This is a genomic window from Sphingomonas morindae (assembly GCF_023822065.1).
GTDB lineage: Bacteria > Pseudomonadota > Alphaproteobacteria > Sphingomonadales > Sphingomonadaceae > Solisphingomonas > Solisphingomonas morindae.
In genome coordinates this window covers 2,016,018-2,031,140 of the sequence record NZ_CP084930.1, presented here as the reverse complement: position 1 = coordinate 2,031,140, position 15,123 = coordinate 2,016,018, and the positions used below count along the sequence as shown (strand labels likewise).

Sequence of the window (15,123 nt, the reverse complement as noted above, 5' to 3'; positions counted from 1 at the left end):
CTAAGCAATCCCGCTCTCCGCTGCGCCCGCGAGGCGGGCGGCCGTTTCGCCCGAACGGATAGCACCCTCGATCGTGGCGGGAAGCCCCGTGTTCGTCCAATCGCCCGCGAGGAACAGGTTGGCGAAAGACGTGGCCGCCGCGCCACGCCGCTTCTCCTGCGCCGGCGTGGCCGAGAAGGTGGCGCGCTTTTCCCGCACGATCTGCCATGTCGGCAGGTCGGGCGGAAGCGCGTGCACCGCCGCGACATCGGCCCAGATGGCGCGCGCCAGGCTTTCGCGGTCCGTCTCCAGCAGCCGGTCGGCGGCGCTGATCGTCACCGACAGGCGATCGGGAAAGGCGAAGATCCATTCGGCCAGCCCGCCGATCACGCCCACGATCCGCCGTGCCCCCGGCGGCGGCGGCATCAGGAAATGGGCGTTGACGATGGCGTGGTGGCGATCGGGGACGGCGAGGCCCGGCACCAGCGCGGCGGCGATCCAGGCGGGCACCGCCAGCACCACCGGTTCGCCCGGGGCGACCGGCTCGCGGCCATCGGCGAAGATCAGCGCCGTCACGTGCCCCGCGTCGGTCTCGAGCGCCTTCAGGCGCCGGCCCAGCCGCACCGTGGCGCCCCGGCCCGCGAGCCAGGCGAGCGCGGGATCGACAAAGGCGGCGGCGAGGGTCGGCGTGGCGACGCGCGGACGGCAGTGGCGGCCGCCCTTGGCGAGCGTTTCGCGCACCACCGCGCCCGCCAGCGCGGCCGATCCCTCACGCGGGGGGGTGTTGAGCGCGGCGACGAGAAAGGGCTCGAGCAACCGGTCCCACAAAGGCCCGCTGCACCGGATCGTGTCGCCGATGGTGGCGTCGGGCCCGGCGCGCAGCAGCCGCGCCAGCGCGAGATACTCGCCCAGCCGCGTGCCCGGCACGCGCGTCTTGCGCGCGAGCAGCCACCAGGGGATCGGCCCCGCGCTGGGCGTGATCGACCAGCTTTCGCCGCTCCGCACGTCCTGGAAATCGAGCCGCGCATCGTCCGGGCCGTCGAGCCGGTCCTCGGCGCCGATCGTGGCGAGATAGGCCATGACCGCGCGGTTGCCCGACAGGACGAGATGATTGCCATTGTCGATCTCCACGCCGAGCTGGGGATCGTGATAGGAGCGGCAGCGCCCGCCCGCCTGGGCGGCGGCATCGGAGAGCTGCACGGCATGGCCGGCCTTGGCGAGCGCCACGGCGGCGCTGAGCCCGGCGAGCCCGGCCCCGACGATATGCGCGCGCGGCGCCTCGGCGGCGCTCACCGCCCCAGCCTCAGCGCCAGCAGCGTCCAGGCGAGCGCGAGCCGGTTGTGCCGCACCCGCCGGCGCGGCGCCCGCCACCCGACCGCCTTCATCCGCCGGAGCAGCGCGCCATAGGCGCTCGACATGAGCCGCGGCGCGATCAGATGCCCCGCCGGCCTGTCGCGCAGAATCGCGTCGGCGGCCGCGTAATGGCGCTCGGCCTCGGCCAGCAGCGTCCGGCAGGCGGCGTCCAGCCGGGGATCGGCGATCACCTGGTCGATATCGCCGAGCCCGATCCCCGCCGCCTCGAGCGCCTCGCGCGGCAGGTAGAGGCGACCGATCGCGGCGTCCTCGTCGATGTCGCGCAGGATGTTGGTCAATTGCAGCGCGCGGCCGAGATGGTGCGAGAGCTTCACCCCGGTCGCTCGCTCCATGCCGAAGACATTGACCGAAAGCCGCCCCACCGCCGAGGCCACGCGATCGCAGTAGAGATCGAGCGTCGCCATCGGCGGCCAGCGCATATCCTCGGCGACATCCATCGCCATGCCGTCGATCACCGCCTCGAAATCGGCGCGCTCCAGCGCGAAGTCGCGCACCGCCTCGGCGAGAAAGGCGGCGCGGCCGCCCGGGCCGCCGGCATAGAGATCGTCGAGATCGCGCCGCCAGCCCTCCAGCGCGCGCGCCCGCTCGGGCCGCGCGCCGCGCTGGTCGTCGGCGATATCGTCCACCTCGCGGCAAAAGGCGTAGATCGCGTACATGGCGTGGCGCTCGCGCCGGGGCAGCACGCGCATGCCGGCATAGAAGGAGCTGCCGGCGGCGGCGGGCGCGCTCATCGCCGCACCAGCCGCGGCAGCGCGGCCGAGAGCGCGAGCAAAGCCGCCTCCGCCTTGCCGTGATGCACGCGCTCCGACAGCGGATCGCGCCGCATCAGCCGCGCCGTGAGGCTGCGCGCCAGCCGCTGGATCACCGCCACCTCGGTGCCGAGCCGGCGATCGCGGATCCCGGCGGAGAAGCCGGCGGAGCGATCGAGCAGCGCGTCGCAGCGCGCGGCCAGCTCCACGATCACCCGGCGCAGGCCCGGGCTCGCCTCGGGCCGGCCGAGATCGGCGACCTCCGCCCCCGCCGCCGCGAGCAGATCGAGCGGCACATAGACCCGATCCAGCGCGCGATAATCCTTCCCGCAATCCTGGAGATGGTTGATCACCTGCAGCGCCGCGCAGAGCGCGTCCGAGGCGGGCCAGAGGCGCCGGTCCTCGCCATGGACATCGAGCACGAATCGGCCGACCGGCATCGCCGAGACGGTGCAATAGTCATAGAGCCCGTCCCAATCGGCATAGCGCAGCCGCGTCACGTCGCGGCGGAACGCCTCGAGCAGATCGAGCGCATGCCGATCGCCGAGCCCGGCCTCGGCCAGCATCGCGCGCAGCCGCGTCGCCACCGGCTCGCTCTCCGCCTCGCCGGTCAGCGAGGCGCGCATCGCCTCCAGCCGGGCGAGCTTGGTCTCGGCGGTCACGGTCGGGTGATCCGCGATATCGTCCGCCAGCCGGGCAAAGGCATAGAAGGCCAGGATCACCGGCCGGTGGCGCGGCGCCACCAGCCAGGAGGCGACCGGGAAATTCTCGTCCTTGGCACCCTTGCCCGATGCCAGCGCCGCCGCCTCGCTCATGGTTCCACCCGCTCGAGCCCGGCCTGCGCCCGGCCTTTCCACATGCCGCCCCGCCCCTGCCAGTGGCGCAGCGCCGAGATCAAGGTGGCGCCCGCATAGAAGAGGCCGATCGCCGGCAGCGCCACCCCCCAAAAGGGGCTGCGGCCATAGAAGCGCGCCATCGGCACGAAGCTCACCGCCATCAGCGCCCAGGCGGCAAGGCCCGCCAGGCTCGTCCAGCCGCCCGCCAGCACGGCGAGCGGCGGCACGCAATAGACCAGCGCCATGCCGCACAGGGTGAGCAGCAGCAGCAGCGGCGAGTAGCGCAGCTGCGCATAGGCGGAGCGCGCGATCATCGCGCCGATCGCGCGCCAGCCGCCATAGGGGCGGATGCTCACCGCGCGGTCGGTCAGCGCCAGCCGTATCGGCCCCTCCTTCTTCATCAGCGCGCCCATCGCGCAATCGTCGATGATGGCGTGGGCGATCGCGCCGACCCCGCCGGCGCGGGCGAGCAGATCGCGCCGGATCAGCATGCAGCCGCCCGCCGCCGCCGCCATCCGCGCCGCCGGCCGGTTCACCCGCCGGAAGGGGTAGAGCATCTGGAAGAAGAAGACGAAGGCGGGGATCAGCGCGCGCTCGGCGAGCGCCCGGCATTCCAGCCGCGCCATCAGCGAATGCATGGCGAGCCCGTCCGCCTCGGCGCGCGCCACCAGGCTGGTGAGCATGTCCGGCGCATGGGCGATATCGGCATCGGTGAACCAGAGCCAGCGCGGCGCGGCGCCGGCGGCGGTGATGCCGTTCGCCATCGCCCATAGCTTGCCCGTCCAGCCGCGCGGCGGCGGCGTACCCGCCACGATGCGCAGCCGCGCCGCGCCCGGCAGGGCGGCGGCGATGGCGGCGGTGCCGTCGCTGCTGCCATCGTCCACCAGCACCACCTGATAGGGCCCGGGATAGTCCTGCGCCAGCAGCGCGCCGATCGAGGCGGCGATCACGTCCGCCTCGTCGCGCGCGGGCACCACCGCCGTCACCGCCGGCCAGACCCGCGGCGGCGGGGGCACGGCGCGGTCGGTCTGGTCGGCGAGCCAGAAGCCGTCGCGGGCGAGCAGCAGATAGGCCCAGATCAGCAGCGAGGCGAGCGCGGCCCAGATCACAGCATCGCCTCCGCCCGGAACCAGGCGAGCGCATCGCGCACGCCCTCCTGCCATGGCCGCGCCGTGTAGCCGAAGGCGGCGCGCGCGCGGGCCGAGGAGAAATACATATGGTAGCCCGCCATGCGCAGCGCATCGCGCGTGAGGCGCGGCTCGCGGCCGGTGATCCGCGCGATCCCCTCCGCCGCCAGCGCCAGCGGCATCAGCGGCCGGCGCGGCAGCCGCACCGATGGCGGACGCCGCCCGCTTTGCCGCGCCACCTCCTCGAGCAGCGCCCGCAGCGGCACGTCGGCGCCCCCCAGGATATAGCGCCGGCCGACCAGCCCCTTCTGAAAGGCGCGATAATGGCCATCGGCGACATCGTCGACATGGACGAGGTTGAGCCCGGTATCGACATAGGCCGGCATGCGTCCGGCCGCCGCGTCCAGCAGGATGCGTCCGGTCGGCGTCGGCTTGACGTCGCCGGGGCCGATCGGCGTCGAGGGATTGACGATCACCGCCGGCAGGCCGCGCGTCGCCACCAGCGATTCCACCAGCCGCTCGGCGGCCACCTTGCTGCGCTTATAGGCGCCGATCGCGGTCTCCTCGGTGAGCGGGCGCTCCTCGTCGGCGGGGCCGGCGGGATCGGGCGCGAGCGTCGCCACGCTGCTGGTATAGACGATGCGCCGCGTCTGGCAGGCCAGCGCCGCCAGCATCACCGCGCGCGTACCCTCGCGATTGGCGCGGACGATCTCCTCCGGATCGCGCGCCCAGAGCCGGTAATCGGCGGCGACATGGGCGAGCCCCGCGCAGCCGGCGAGCGCGCGCGCCACCGCCGCCTCGTCGCGCATATCGCCTTCCACCAGCTCGCCCGGAAAATCGGCGAGCAGGCGGCGCGGGCTCGTGGCGCGCACCAGGCCCCGCACGCGCCAGCCGGCGGCGGCGAAACGCCGCGCCACGCGCGCGCCGACAAAGCCGGATACGCCGGTGATCAGGATCGTCTCGGCTTCCATCGTCCCGCGCCTTTAGGCAAAGCGGACATGGTTTGAAAAGAACATGTGATGCCTGAGCCGATTTTGCACCTGCACCCAGAAGCCGCGGCACCCGCGCGATGAGCCTGATGGCGGCGGCCGCGACGCTGCTTGCGGGGGTGGCGATTCTCTACACGCTCGCCGCCGCCGCGCTGGCCGGGCGCTGGCGGGCGCCGCCGCCGGCGGAGGGCGCGGCGCCCTCGATCACGCTGCTCAAGCCGCTGCACGGGCCCGAGCCGGGGCTCGAGGCCAAGCTGGCGAGCTTCCTCGACCAGGACTATGCCGGGCCGGTGGAGATGATCTGCGGCGTCGCGCGCGCGGACGATCCGGCGCTCGCGGCGGCGCGCGCGGTCGGCGCCACGCTGGTGGTGGATCCCCGCCGCCACGGCGCCAATGGCAAGGTCTCCAACCTCATCAACATGGCCGAGGCGGCCCAGGGCGCGGTGATCGTGCTCAGCGACGATGATATGGAGGCCCCGCGCGACTATCTGCGCCGCCTCGTCGCCGCGCTCGCCGCGCCCGGCACCGGCGCCGTCACCTGCCTCTATGCCGGGCGCGGCGACGCCGGCGGCTGGAGCCGCCTCGCCGCCGCCGGCATCAGCTGGCAATTTCTGCCGAACGTGATGATCGGCCTCGCCACCGGCCTCGCCAAGCCCTGCATGGGATCGACGATCGCGCTCTCGGCCGAGACGCTGGCGCGGATCGGCGGCTTCGCGCGCGTCAAGGATCTGCTCGCCGACGATCATGCGATCGGCGCGGCGGTGCGCGCGCTGGGGCTCGAGGTGGCGGTGCCGCCGATGATCCTCACCCATGGCTGCAGCGAATCGTCGCTCTCCGCGCTGATCGCGCACGAGCTGCGCTGGGCGGCGACGGTGCGGCTGCTCGATCCCTGGGGCTATGCCGGCAGCCTCGTCACCTGGCCGTTGCCGCTGGCGCTGATCGCGATTATGGCGGGCGCGCCGACCTATCTCGCACTCGCAGCGCTTGCCGCCAGGCTGGTGCTGGCGCTACGGATCGATCGGCTCGCCGGCCGCCGGACCGCGCCCCTGTGGACGCTGCCCCTGCGGGACCTGCTTGGCTTCGCGCTGTTTGTCGCCTCCTGGTTCGTCCGGCGGGTCGATTGGCGGGGCGAAACGCTGCGATTGAGTGAAGACGGCCGGGTTTCGGCCGAGACGGAGACGGCTTAGATGATGCGCACCCTGTTCCTGCAGGCGCCCTCCTTCGACGGATATGATGGCGGCGCCGGCGCGCGCTACCAGATGAAGCGCGAGGTCCGCTCCTTCTGGTACCCGACCTGGCTCGCCCAGCCCGCCGCGCTGGTGGAAGGCTCCAAGCTGATCGATGCGCCCGCGCACGATCTTTCGTGGGACGATATCAAGCATGAGGTTGATGCGCGCGATCTCGTGATCCTGCACACCTCCACCCCCTCCTTCCGCCAGGACGTCCACACCGCCGAGCTGATCAAGCAGCGCAACCCGCGCGTGCTCATCGGCATGATCGGCGCCAAGGTCGCCGTTGAGGCGGAAAAGTCGCTCCAGGCGTCGACCGCGATCGATTTCGTGGCGCGCAACGAGTTCGATTTCACCATCCTCGATGTCGCCAAGGGCATGAAGCTGTCCGAGGTGGAGGGCATCAGCTATCGCGACGCCGATGGCACGATCATCCACAACCGCGACCGCGCGGTGATCGAGAACATGGATTCGCTGCCCTTCGTCTCGCCCGTCTACAAGCGCGACCTGACGCTCGAGAAATATTTCGGCGGCTATCTGCGCCACCCCTATGTCAGCTTCTACACCGGCCGCGGCTGCAAGAGCCGCTGCACCTTCTGCCTCTGGCCGCAGACCGTGGGCGGCCATAACTACCGCACCCGCTCGATCGGCCATGTCATCGAGGAGGTGCAATATGTCCTGAAGGAGATGCCCCAGATCAAGGAGATCTTCTTCGACGACGACACGCTGACCGACAATCTCCCGCGGGTCGAGGCGATCGCCGAGGCGCTCGGCGCGCTCGGCTTCGGCACGCCCGGCTTCCCCGTCTCCTGGTCGTGCAACGCCAAGGCCAATGTGCCGAGGAAGACGCTGGAGATCATGAAGAAGGGCGGCTGCCGCCTGCTGCTGGTCGGCTATGAGAGCGGCAACCAGCAGATCCTGCACAACATCAAGAAGGGCCTGCGCGTCGATGTCGCGCGGCAGTTCACCAAGGACTGCCACGAGCTCGGCATCGTCATCCACGGCACCTTCATCCTCGGCCTGCCCGGCGAGACGCTGGAGACGATCGAGGAGACAATCGAATACGCCAAGGAGATCAACCCGCACACCATCCAGGTGTCGCTGGCGGCGCCCTATCCGGGCACCTTCCTGTACAAGCAGGCGACCGAGAATGGCTGGTTCGACGGCACCGACCATCTGCTCACCGATGGCGGCACGCAGATCGCCCAGCTCTCCTACCCGCATCTGCCGGCCGAGGTGATCTTCGACAAGGTCGAGGAAATGTACAAGCGCTTCTACTTCCGGCCCCGCAAGATCGGCGCGATCGTGGGCGAGATGGTGCGCGATTTCGACATGATGAAGCGCCGCCTGCGCGAGGGCGTGGAATTCTTCAACTTCCTGCGCGCGCGCAAGCAGGCGGCGTGATCACAGGCGCGGCCGGGGCGCCGCGCCTGATCGTCACCGCCGACGATTTCGGCGCCTCGATTTCGGTCAACGCGGCGATCGAGCGCGGCCATCGCGACGGCATCCTCACCTGCGCCAGCCTGATGGTGGCGGGCGAGGCCGCCGCCGATGCGGTGGCGCGCGCGCGGCGCCTGCCGGGGCTGGGCGTCGGCCTGCATCTCGTGCTGGTGGAAGGCCGCCCGGTGCTGCCGCCATCGGCCGTGCCCGATCTGGTGGATGCGCACGGCCGGTTCCGCACCAACATGGCGCGGGCCGGCGCCACCATTTTCTTCAAGCCGGCGGCGCGGCGCCAGCTTGCGGCCGAGATCCGCGCCCAGTTCGAGGCCTTCGCCAGGACCGGGCTGACGCTGGACCATGTCAACGCGCACAAGCATTTCCACCTCCACCCCACGATCGCGGGGCTGGTGCTGCGGATCGGCCGGCAATTCGGCCTCCGCGCCGCGCGCGCGCCGATCGAGCCGCTGGCGCCGGTCGCGGCGGTGGAGCCGGCGCGCGCCACGCTGGCCGGGCGCATCGCCGCCCCCTATGCCCGGCTGCTCGCCCGGCGGCTGCGCCGCGCCGGGGTGCGCGTGCCCGACGCCGTGTTCGGCCTCGCCTGGTCCGGAGCGATGACGCCGGCGCGCGTCGCCGGTCTGGTCGCGCATCTTCCGTCCGGCGTGAGCGAACTCTATGTGCATCCCGCCGAGCGCGACGATTGGCCGGGCCATGCCCCCGGCTATGCCTATCGCGCCGAGCTTGAGGCGCTGATCGCGCCGGCGACGCGGGACGCCGTGGCGGCGCGCGGCGTGCGGCTGATCCGCTTTTCGGACTGGACGGAAGGAGTTGGCGCATGACTCTCATGGACCGCAGCCTGGAACCCACCGCGCCGGCGCCGGGCACCCGCGTGCCGCTCGGATCGGAGGCGCACAAGATCCTGTTCTGCCGCACGCTGCTGGATACGCACGATCCCTATAAGCCCGCGCTGATCGAATGGCCCCGGCTCGATCCGGAGACGCAGGCCAAAATCACCTCGCTGCCGATCTGGGACATTGCGGTGGCGACCGAGGGCCGCGCCGGGATGAATGTCCGCAGCTTCGGCGAAGGCGTCGCCGATCCGCTGCTCAAGCGCGCGGTGGACATGAACGCCTTTGAGGAAAGCCGCCACAAGGTGGTGCTGGCCGACATGGTGGAAGCCTATGGCATCGTGCTTGGCCCCGAGCCCGACTATAAGCGTCCGCGCGATCCCGAATTCGCCTTCATGCGCACCGGCTATTCCGAATGCATCGACAGCTTTTTCGGCTTCGGCCTGTTCAAGATCGCCAAGGATTCGGGCTTCTTCCCGGCGGCGCTGGTCGATACGTTCGAGCCCGTGATGCGCGAGGAAGGCCGCCACATCCTGTTTTTCGTCAATTGGGTGGCGTGGCGGCGGCGGACGATGAAATGGTGGCAACGCCCGATTTTTGAGGCCAAGGTGTTGATTGTATGGGCTTTCCTCATCGGAGAGCGGATCAGCATGGCCAAGGGCATGGGCGACAACACCAAGGCGCAGGACAATAATTTCACGCTCAACGGCTCCAAGGAGCTGGGCGTGGAGGTGAGCTTTCCCGAACTGGCGCGGATCTGCCTGGCCGAGAATGATCGCCGGCTCGCCCCCTATGACGCGCGCCTGATCCGGCCCCGCTTCGTGCCGGGCTGCATGCGGCTGGCGCTGCGCTTCGCCCGCAGGTCCGCCGCGACGTGACCAAGGCCAGCCTGCGCTGGCCGGTGGCGATCGCCTTCGCCGCCGGCATCGCCGCCGCGCTCTGGGCGATCGGCACCGTCGGCTTGACGGATCTGGTCCATGCCGCCGCGCGGCTCGGCGGCTGGGGCTTTTTCGCGATCTGCATGGCCTCGGTCGGCATTCTGGGCCTGCTGGGCGGCGCCTGGGCGGCGGCAATGCCGATGGTGCCGGCGCGGCGCGTGGGGCTGTTCGCCTGGGCGCGGGCGGCGCGCGAGGCGGCCAATGATCTGCTGCCCTTCTCGCAGCTGGGCGGGCTGATGGTGGGCGGCCGCACGCTGACCGGCGCCGGCCTGGCGGTGGTGCCGGTCTATGCCGCGATGATCATCGATCTCACCACCGAGATGGCGAGCCAGCTCGTCGTCACCCTGTTCGGCCTTGGCGCGCTCGCCACGTTGCTCGCCCAGGGCGGCGTGGTGTCGGGCGCGGCCTGGGGCGGGGCCGGCATCGCGGTGGCGACCTTGCTCGCCATGGTGCTGTTCCAGCGCCCGCTGCTGAGCCTGATCGATCGAATCGGCACGCGCCTGCTGCCCGAGGCGGATCTGCCGCTCGGCCGGATCCGCGACGAGCTTGACCGCCTCTATCGCGCCAAGGCGCCGATCCTCAGCTCCTTCCTGCTCAATCTCGCCGCCTGGATGGCGAGCGCGCTGCTCGCCTGGGCGATCCTGTGGCTGATCGGCGCGCGCTATCCGGTGGGGCGCGTGGTGGCGCTGGAAAGCCTCATCTTCGCGGTGCGCTCCGCCGCCTTCCTCATCCCCGGCGCGCTCGGCGTGCAGGAGGCGGCCTATCTGCTGCTCGCCCACAGCTTCGGCATCAATGCCGAGGCGGCGCTGGCGCTGTCGGTGATCAAGCGCGCGCGCGACGTGGCGATCGGCCTGCCCACGCTGCTGCTCTGGTGGGCGCAGGATGTGCGGCGCGGCGTCGCCCGCGCCTGACTGCGGCGCCTTGTCCGCGCCTCAGCGCCGCTGCACCCGGTCCGCCACCTCGCTATAGCCCGCCAGCCGCGCCACCGCCGGCGCGTGCAGCGCGGGCGCGCAGGCCAGCACCCCGAAGGCGGAGGCGGACGGCGTGTTGAAGGCGAGCGGGGCCCCCAGCGCATCGCTCACCCGCGCGCCCGCCTGTTCGGCGATCAGCACGGCGGCGGCGATGTCCCATTCATGCCCCCAGCGCAGCGTCGCGACGAGATCGGCCTCGCCCGCCGCCACCATGGCGATGCGGAGCGCGATCGAATTGGGCTTGGCGACCGCCACGAAATCGCGCTCGCGCCGCGGCAGCCGGTCCGCCGGAACGCGGGCGCCGGCCAGCGCGGTGCGGGTCGAGGCGGCGAGGCGCGCGCCGTTGCGCGTCGCCGGCGCGCCCGCCCGCGCGCGCCAGATCTCGCCGCGCGCGGGCGCATCGAGCACCGCGATCACCGGCCGCCCCGCCTCCACCAGCGCCACCGAGATCGCCCAGCCCGGCCGGCCGCGGATATAATCGCGCGTGCCGTCGATCGGATCGACGACCCAGAGGCGCGGCGCCGCGAGCCGGGCGGGATCGTCGACGCTTTCCTCGGAAAGCCAGCCAGCGCCGGCGTCGATCGCGCCGAGCCGCGCGCGCAGCATCCGGTCGACGGCGAGATCGATCTCGCACACCGGCTCGCCGCCCGCCTTTTCCCAGCGCCGGAAGCCGCCCTCGGCGCGGGCGAGCGCATAGGCGCCGGCCTCGGCGGCGGCGGCGGCGACCGCATCCAGCAAGGCGTCAGGCGCCGGCGACGGTCATCCCCTCGATGCGGATCGTCGGCGCCTCGGTGGCGCGTTCGAACTCGAGATCGTTGGCGGGGGTGAGCGCGCGGAACATGTCGCGCAGATTCCCCGCGATCGTCACCTCCGCCACGGGCCCGGCCAGCGCCCCATCCTCGATCAGAAAGCCCACCGCGCCGCGGCTATAATCCCCCGTCACGGGATTGACGCCATGGCCGATCAGCTCGGTCACCCACAGGCCGCGCTTGATGTCGGCGATCAGCGCCTCGGGGCTCAGCGCGCCCGCCGCCATATGGAGATTGGACGTGCCCGCCCCCGGCGGTCCGCCGATGCCGCGCGTGGCATGGCCGGTCGGCTCCAGCCCCAATTGCCGCGCCGAGGCCGAATCGAGCAGCCAGCCGGTCAATTTGCCATCCGCGACGATGTCGCGCGGCGCGGTCGCCAGCCCTTCCCCGTCAAAGGGGCGCGAGCCAAGGCCGCGCGGACGCAGCGGATCGTCGCGGATGACGATGCCGGGGGCGAACACCTGCTCGCCCAGCCGATCGAGCAGGAAGCTGGTGCGCCGCGCCACCGCGCCGCCCGTGATCGCGCCGATCAGGCTGGCGAGCAGCCCCGGCCCGACCCGGCGATCGAAGACCACCGGCATCGTGCCCGAGGCGATCTTGACCGGATCGAGCCGCGCCACCGCGCGCGCGCCGGCGCGCGCGCCGATCGCCTCGGCCGCTTCCAGATCGGCGAAGTGGCGCGCGGCGCGATAGGCCATGTCGCGCTGCATCCGCGCGCCCTCGCCCGCGATCACGCTGGCATGCGTGCCATAGCCGCTGGTGCTGTAGCCGCCGTTGAAGCCGGTGCTGGTGGCCAGCGCCAGCGTGGTGCGGCCGGCGCTGGCCGAGGCGCCTTCCGATTTGGTGACCCCCGCCACCGCCCGCGCCGCCGCCTCGGCCTCCAGCGCGCGACCGCGCAGCCGCTCGGGCGCGGGCGCTTGCTGATCGTCGCCGTCGAGCGCGGGCGGGGTGGCGCGCAGCAGCCGATCCTCCGGAGCGAGTCCGGCGAAGCGATCCTCGGGCGCCTCGCGCGCCATCGCCAGCCCGCGCTCGACCAGCCCGGCGAGCGCCGCGCCGCCGAGATCGGACGAGGAGACGCTGGCCGAGCGCTGGCCGACGAAGAGCCGCAGGCCGATCGTCTCGCCCTCGGAGCGTTCCACTTCCTCCAGCGCGCCGAGCCGCACCGAGACGGCGGTCGATTCGGTGCAGAGATAGAGCGCGTCGGCCGCATCCGCGCCGGCGCGGCGGGCGGCGGCGACGAGATCCTGCGTGCGGGCTTGGGCGTCGGCGATGGTGAGCATGCCGGGCATCTAGGAAGCCGGCCGGCCCGCGTCTAGCCGGCGACGCCGATCAGCCCCGCCGCGAACGCCACGAGCAGGCCGGTTTCGCGGTTGGCGCGGAAGCGGCGCAGCGCGTTTTCCGCCGAATCGGGCACCAGGGTGCGCAGCTGCCAGCCGAGATGCGCCGCCGCCGGCAGCAGCGCCACCGGCGCCAGCGCGCCGGGGCGGCGGCTCCACAGCGCCAGCCCCCAGCAGAGCAGCGCCGCGCCGTAGCAGAGCGCCACGCCGCCGCGCACATGCGCGCCCATCGCGCGCGCCGAGGATTTCACCCCGGCCAGCGCGTCGTCCTCGATGTCCTGCAGCGCATAGATGGTGTCATAGCCGATCACCCAGGCGATGCCGCCCGCATAGAGCCACAGGGCGGGCGCGGCGAGCCGGCCCGTCGCCGCCGGCCAGCCGACCAGCGCCGCCCAGGAAAAGACCAGGCCGAGCCACGCCTGCGGCCACCAGGTGATGCGCTTCATGAAGGGATAGCAGGCCACCGGCGCCAGGCTCGCGAGCGCGATCAGCTGCGCCGGCAGCGGCAGGCACAGCAGCACCCCCAGCCCCACCAGGCACAGCCCGAGCAGGAACAGCCAGGCCTGGCGCAGCCCCAGCGCGCCGCTGGCGAGCGGGCGCTGGCGCGTGCGTTCCACGCGGCGATCGAGATCGCGATCGACGATATCGTTATAGACGCAGCCCGCGCCGCGCATCGCCACCGCGCCCAGGCCGAGCAAGGCGAGCAGCGCCACCGCGCGCGGCCAGGCCGGCGCCGCGAGCAGCACCGCCCAGGCGCCCGGCCAGAAGAGCAGCCAGGCGCCGATCGGACGATCGAAGCGGGCGAGCAGCGCATAGGGCCGCGCGCCGGCGGGCAGGCGGCCGAGCAGGCCGGCGGCCTCGCTATCGGGAACGGCGGGATCGGCGGTGATCATCAGGCCCGCCTAGCGCCTTGTGCCGGCCGCGCCAATCGGCGCGCGCCGGCGCCGGCGCTCACGCCTCGAGCTGGCGCAGCAGCAGCCGCACATCGGCGTCGAGTTCGGCATCGGCCTTGCGCAGCTTCTCGATCTGGCGGACGGCGTGGATCACCGTGGTGTGATCGCGGCCGCCGAAGCGCCGGCCGATCTCCGGCAGCGAGCGCGGCGTCAGCTGCTTGGCGAGATACATGGCGATCTGGCGCGGCCGCGCCACCTCGCGCGCGCGCCGCGCCGACATCATCTCCGCCTGACGGATGCGATAATGGTCCGAAACCTTGCGCTGGATCTCGTCGATGGTGATGCGGCGCTGGTGCGCGCGCAGCACGTCGGTCAGCGTCTCCTCGACAAAGGCGATGTCGATCGGCCGGTTGGACAGGGCGGCATAGGCCACCACGCGGTTCAGCGCGCCCTCCAGCTCGCGCACGTTGGAGGCGATCCGCTTGGCGAGGAACAGCACCACCTCGTCCGGCACATGGACGTGCGGCAGGCCTTCCAGCTTCTTGGCGATGATGTTCAGCCGCAGCTCGAAATCGGCCATGTTCACGTCCGCCACCAGCCCCCAGGAGAGGCGCGACAGGATCCGGCTCTCAATCCCTTCCAGATCCTGGGGGGAACGATCGGCGGTGATCACCAGCCTTTTGCCGCTGGCGATGATCTCGTTCATCGTGTGGAAGAATTCCTCCTGGGTGGAATCCTTGCCGGCGATGAACTGGACATCGTCGATCATCAGCAGATCGGCCGAGCGCAGCCGCTGCTTGAAGCTGTACGTATCCTTGGCGCGCATCGCCGCCACGAACTCGAACATGAACTTCTCGGCGGACATGTAGACGATCCGCGCCTTGGCCGAGCGGCGGCGGAACTCATGGCCGATGGCGTGCATCAGATGGGTCTTGCCGAGCCCGGTCGCGCCATGGAGGAAGAGCGGGTTGAAGCCGAGCTGGCCGCCTTCGGCCAGGGTGCGGGCGGCGTTGTACGCCACCTCATTGGCCTTGCCGACGACAAAGGCCTCAAAGGTGTAGCGCGCCTCGAGCACGGGCTCGGGAAAGGCGGTGCCGGGCTCGGCCGGCTCGGGCTCGGCCGGCTCGGGTGCGGGCTCGGCGGCGGGGATGAAGAGCGCCGGGCGCGTCCCGTCGGCGAGCCCGGCCTCGATCCGGACATGGCGCACCAGCGGCAGGTGCGCCCGCCAGGCATGGAGCAGCCGCTCGCGATAATGGGTCTCCACCCAGCTCGCCATGAAGGGCGTCGGCAGGGCGAGCGTGACGCCGCCCTCCTCCGCGTCGAAGCCGGTCAGCGCCGCGGCCTTGAGCCAGGTGTCGAAGGTGCGCGCGCCGAGATCGCGACGCAGGCCGGCGCGGATCGAGTCCCAGGCCTGGCCGGCCGCGCCGGTCGGGCCCTCGATCATCCCCAGCATGGCGTCATCCGATCCAGGCACAAACATCTCCCCCAGGCGCCACGACACCGCGTGTGGCACGACAGACACGGATCACCGACAGCCGGCGACAAGCCCCTCGCCGGCCCAGGATCATCCACATGATTACAGTCCCCAGCCGCAGGTAACGATTCGT

Annotated in this window: 14 protein-coding genes; 5 read left to right on the top strand and 9 right to left on the bottom strand. The window is 71.9% G+C overall.

Annotated elements, in window-relative coordinates; all coding sequences use genetic code 11:
* The 5 genes from hpnE to hpnA are packed head-to-tail and all read right to left on the bottom strand — an operon-like array spanning nt 1 to nt 5,036.
* A complete protein-coding gene (gene hpnE, locus LHA26_RS10000; RefSeq protein ID WP_252165480.1) occupies nt 1–1,272 on the bottom strand; it encodes a hydroxysqualene dehydroxylase HpnE in 1,272 nt (423 codons plus the stop codon).
* Complete coding sequence (hpnD, locus tag LHA26_RS09995; protein ID WP_252165479.1) at nt 1,269–2,084, bottom strand: presqualene diphosphate synthase HpnD; 816 nt, start codon at nt 2,082–2,084, stop codon at nt 1,269–1,271. The genes hpnE and hpnD overlap by 4 nt, the downstream gene beginning before the upstream one ends.
* Nucleotides 2,081–2,917: a squalene synthase HpnC gene (hpnC, locus tag LHA26_RS09990; protein WP_252165478.1), complete on the bottom strand. Its 837-nt coding sequence runs from the start codon at nt 2,915–2,917 to the stop codon at nt 2,081–2,083. Before hpnC ends, hpnD begins: the two co-directional genes overlap by 4 nt.
* Nucleotides 2,914–4,047, bottom strand: a complete 1,134-nt coding sequence (locus LHA26_RS09985; protein WP_252165477.1) for a glycosyltransferase — start codon at nt 4,045–4,047, stop codon at nt 2,914–2,916. Before LHA26_RS09985 ends, hpnC begins: the two co-directional genes overlap by 4 nt.
* Complete coding sequence (gene hpnA / locus LHA26_RS09980) at nt 4,044–5,036, bottom strand: hopanoid-associated sugar epimerase (RefSeq protein ID WP_252165476.1); 993 nt, start codon at nt 5,034–5,036, stop codon at nt 4,044–4,046. The genes LHA26_RS09985 and hpnA overlap by 4 nt, the downstream gene beginning before the upstream one ends.
* A 98-nt stretch (nt 5,037–5,134) precedes the next feature.
* Between hpnA and hpnI the strand changes: the two genes are divergently transcribed.
* Genes hpnI through LHA26_RS09955 form a run of 5 tightly spaced genes read left to right on the top strand, consistent with a single transcriptional unit; the run spans nt 5,135 to nt 10,417 of the window.
* Nucleotides 5,135–6,241, top strand: a complete 1,107-nt coding sequence (hpnI, locus tag LHA26_RS09975) for a bacteriohopanetetrol glucosamine biosynthesis glycosyltransferase HpnI (protein ID WP_252165475.1) — start codon at nt 5,135–5,137, stop codon at nt 6,239–6,241.
* Complete coding sequence (gene hpnJ / locus LHA26_RS09970; protein ID WP_252165474.1) at nt 6,242–7,687, top strand: hopanoid biosynthesis associated radical SAM protein HpnJ; 1,446 nt, start codon at nt 6,242–6,244, stop codon at nt 7,685–7,687.
* Nucleotides 7,684–8,559: a hopanoid biosynthesis-associated protein HpnK gene (hpnK, locus tag LHA26_RS09965; protein WP_437441201.1), complete on the top strand. Its 876-nt coding sequence runs from the start codon at nt 7,684–7,686 to the stop codon at nt 8,557–8,559. Before hpnJ ends, hpnK begins: the two co-directional genes overlap by 4 nt.
* Nucleotides 8,556–9,446 carry a ferritin-like domain-containing protein gene (locus tag LHA26_RS09960; RefSeq protein ID WP_252165473.1) on the top strand — a complete coding sequence of 297 codons (891 nt, stop codon included), beginning with the start codon at nt 8,556–8,558 and terminating at the stop codon, nt 9,444–9,446. The genes hpnK and LHA26_RS09960 overlap by 4 nt, the downstream gene beginning before the upstream one ends.
* Nucleotides 9,443–10,417, top strand: a complete 975-nt coding sequence (locus LHA26_RS09955) for a lysylphosphatidylglycerol synthase domain-containing protein (RefSeq protein WP_252165472.1) — start codon at nt 9,443–9,445, stop codon at nt 10,415–10,417. The genes LHA26_RS09960 and LHA26_RS09955 overlap by 4 nt, the downstream gene beginning before the upstream one ends.
* 21 nt (nt 10,418–10,438) lie before the next feature.
* Here the strand turns inward: LHA26_RS09955 and LHA26_RS09950 are convergent, their stop codons facing one another.
* Genes LHA26_RS09950 through dnaA form a run of 4 tightly spaced genes read right to left on the bottom strand, consistent with a single transcriptional unit; the run spans nt 10,439 to nt 14,969 of the window.
* Entirely contained in the window at nt 10,439–11,215 is a 777-nt protein-coding gene (locus LHA26_RS09950; RefSeq protein WP_252165471.1) for a 3'(2'),5'-bisphosphate nucleotidase CysQ, read from the bottom strand.
* Between the two features lie 4 nt (nt 11,216–11,219).
* Complete coding sequence (locus tag LHA26_RS09945) at nt 11,220–12,566, bottom strand: TldD/PmbA family protein (protein WP_252168343.1); 1,347 nt, start codon at nt 12,564–12,566, stop codon at nt 11,220–11,222.
* 32 nt (nt 12,567–12,598) lie between these two features.
* Nucleotides 12,599–13,516, bottom strand: coding sequence for a 4-hydroxybenzoate octaprenyltransferase (gene ubiA / locus LHA26_RS09940; protein WP_252165470.1), 918 nt, complete (start codon nt 13,514–13,516; stop codon nt 12,599–12,601).
* Between the two features lie 58 nt (nt 13,517–13,574).
* Nucleotides 13,575–14,969: a chromosomal replication initiator protein DnaA gene (gene dnaA / locus LHA26_RS09935; RefSeq protein ID WP_437441253.1), complete on the bottom strand. Its 1,395-nt coding sequence runs from the start codon at nt 14,967–14,969 to the stop codon at nt 13,575–13,577.
* Nucleotides 14,970–15,123 lie beyond the last annotated feature (154 nt).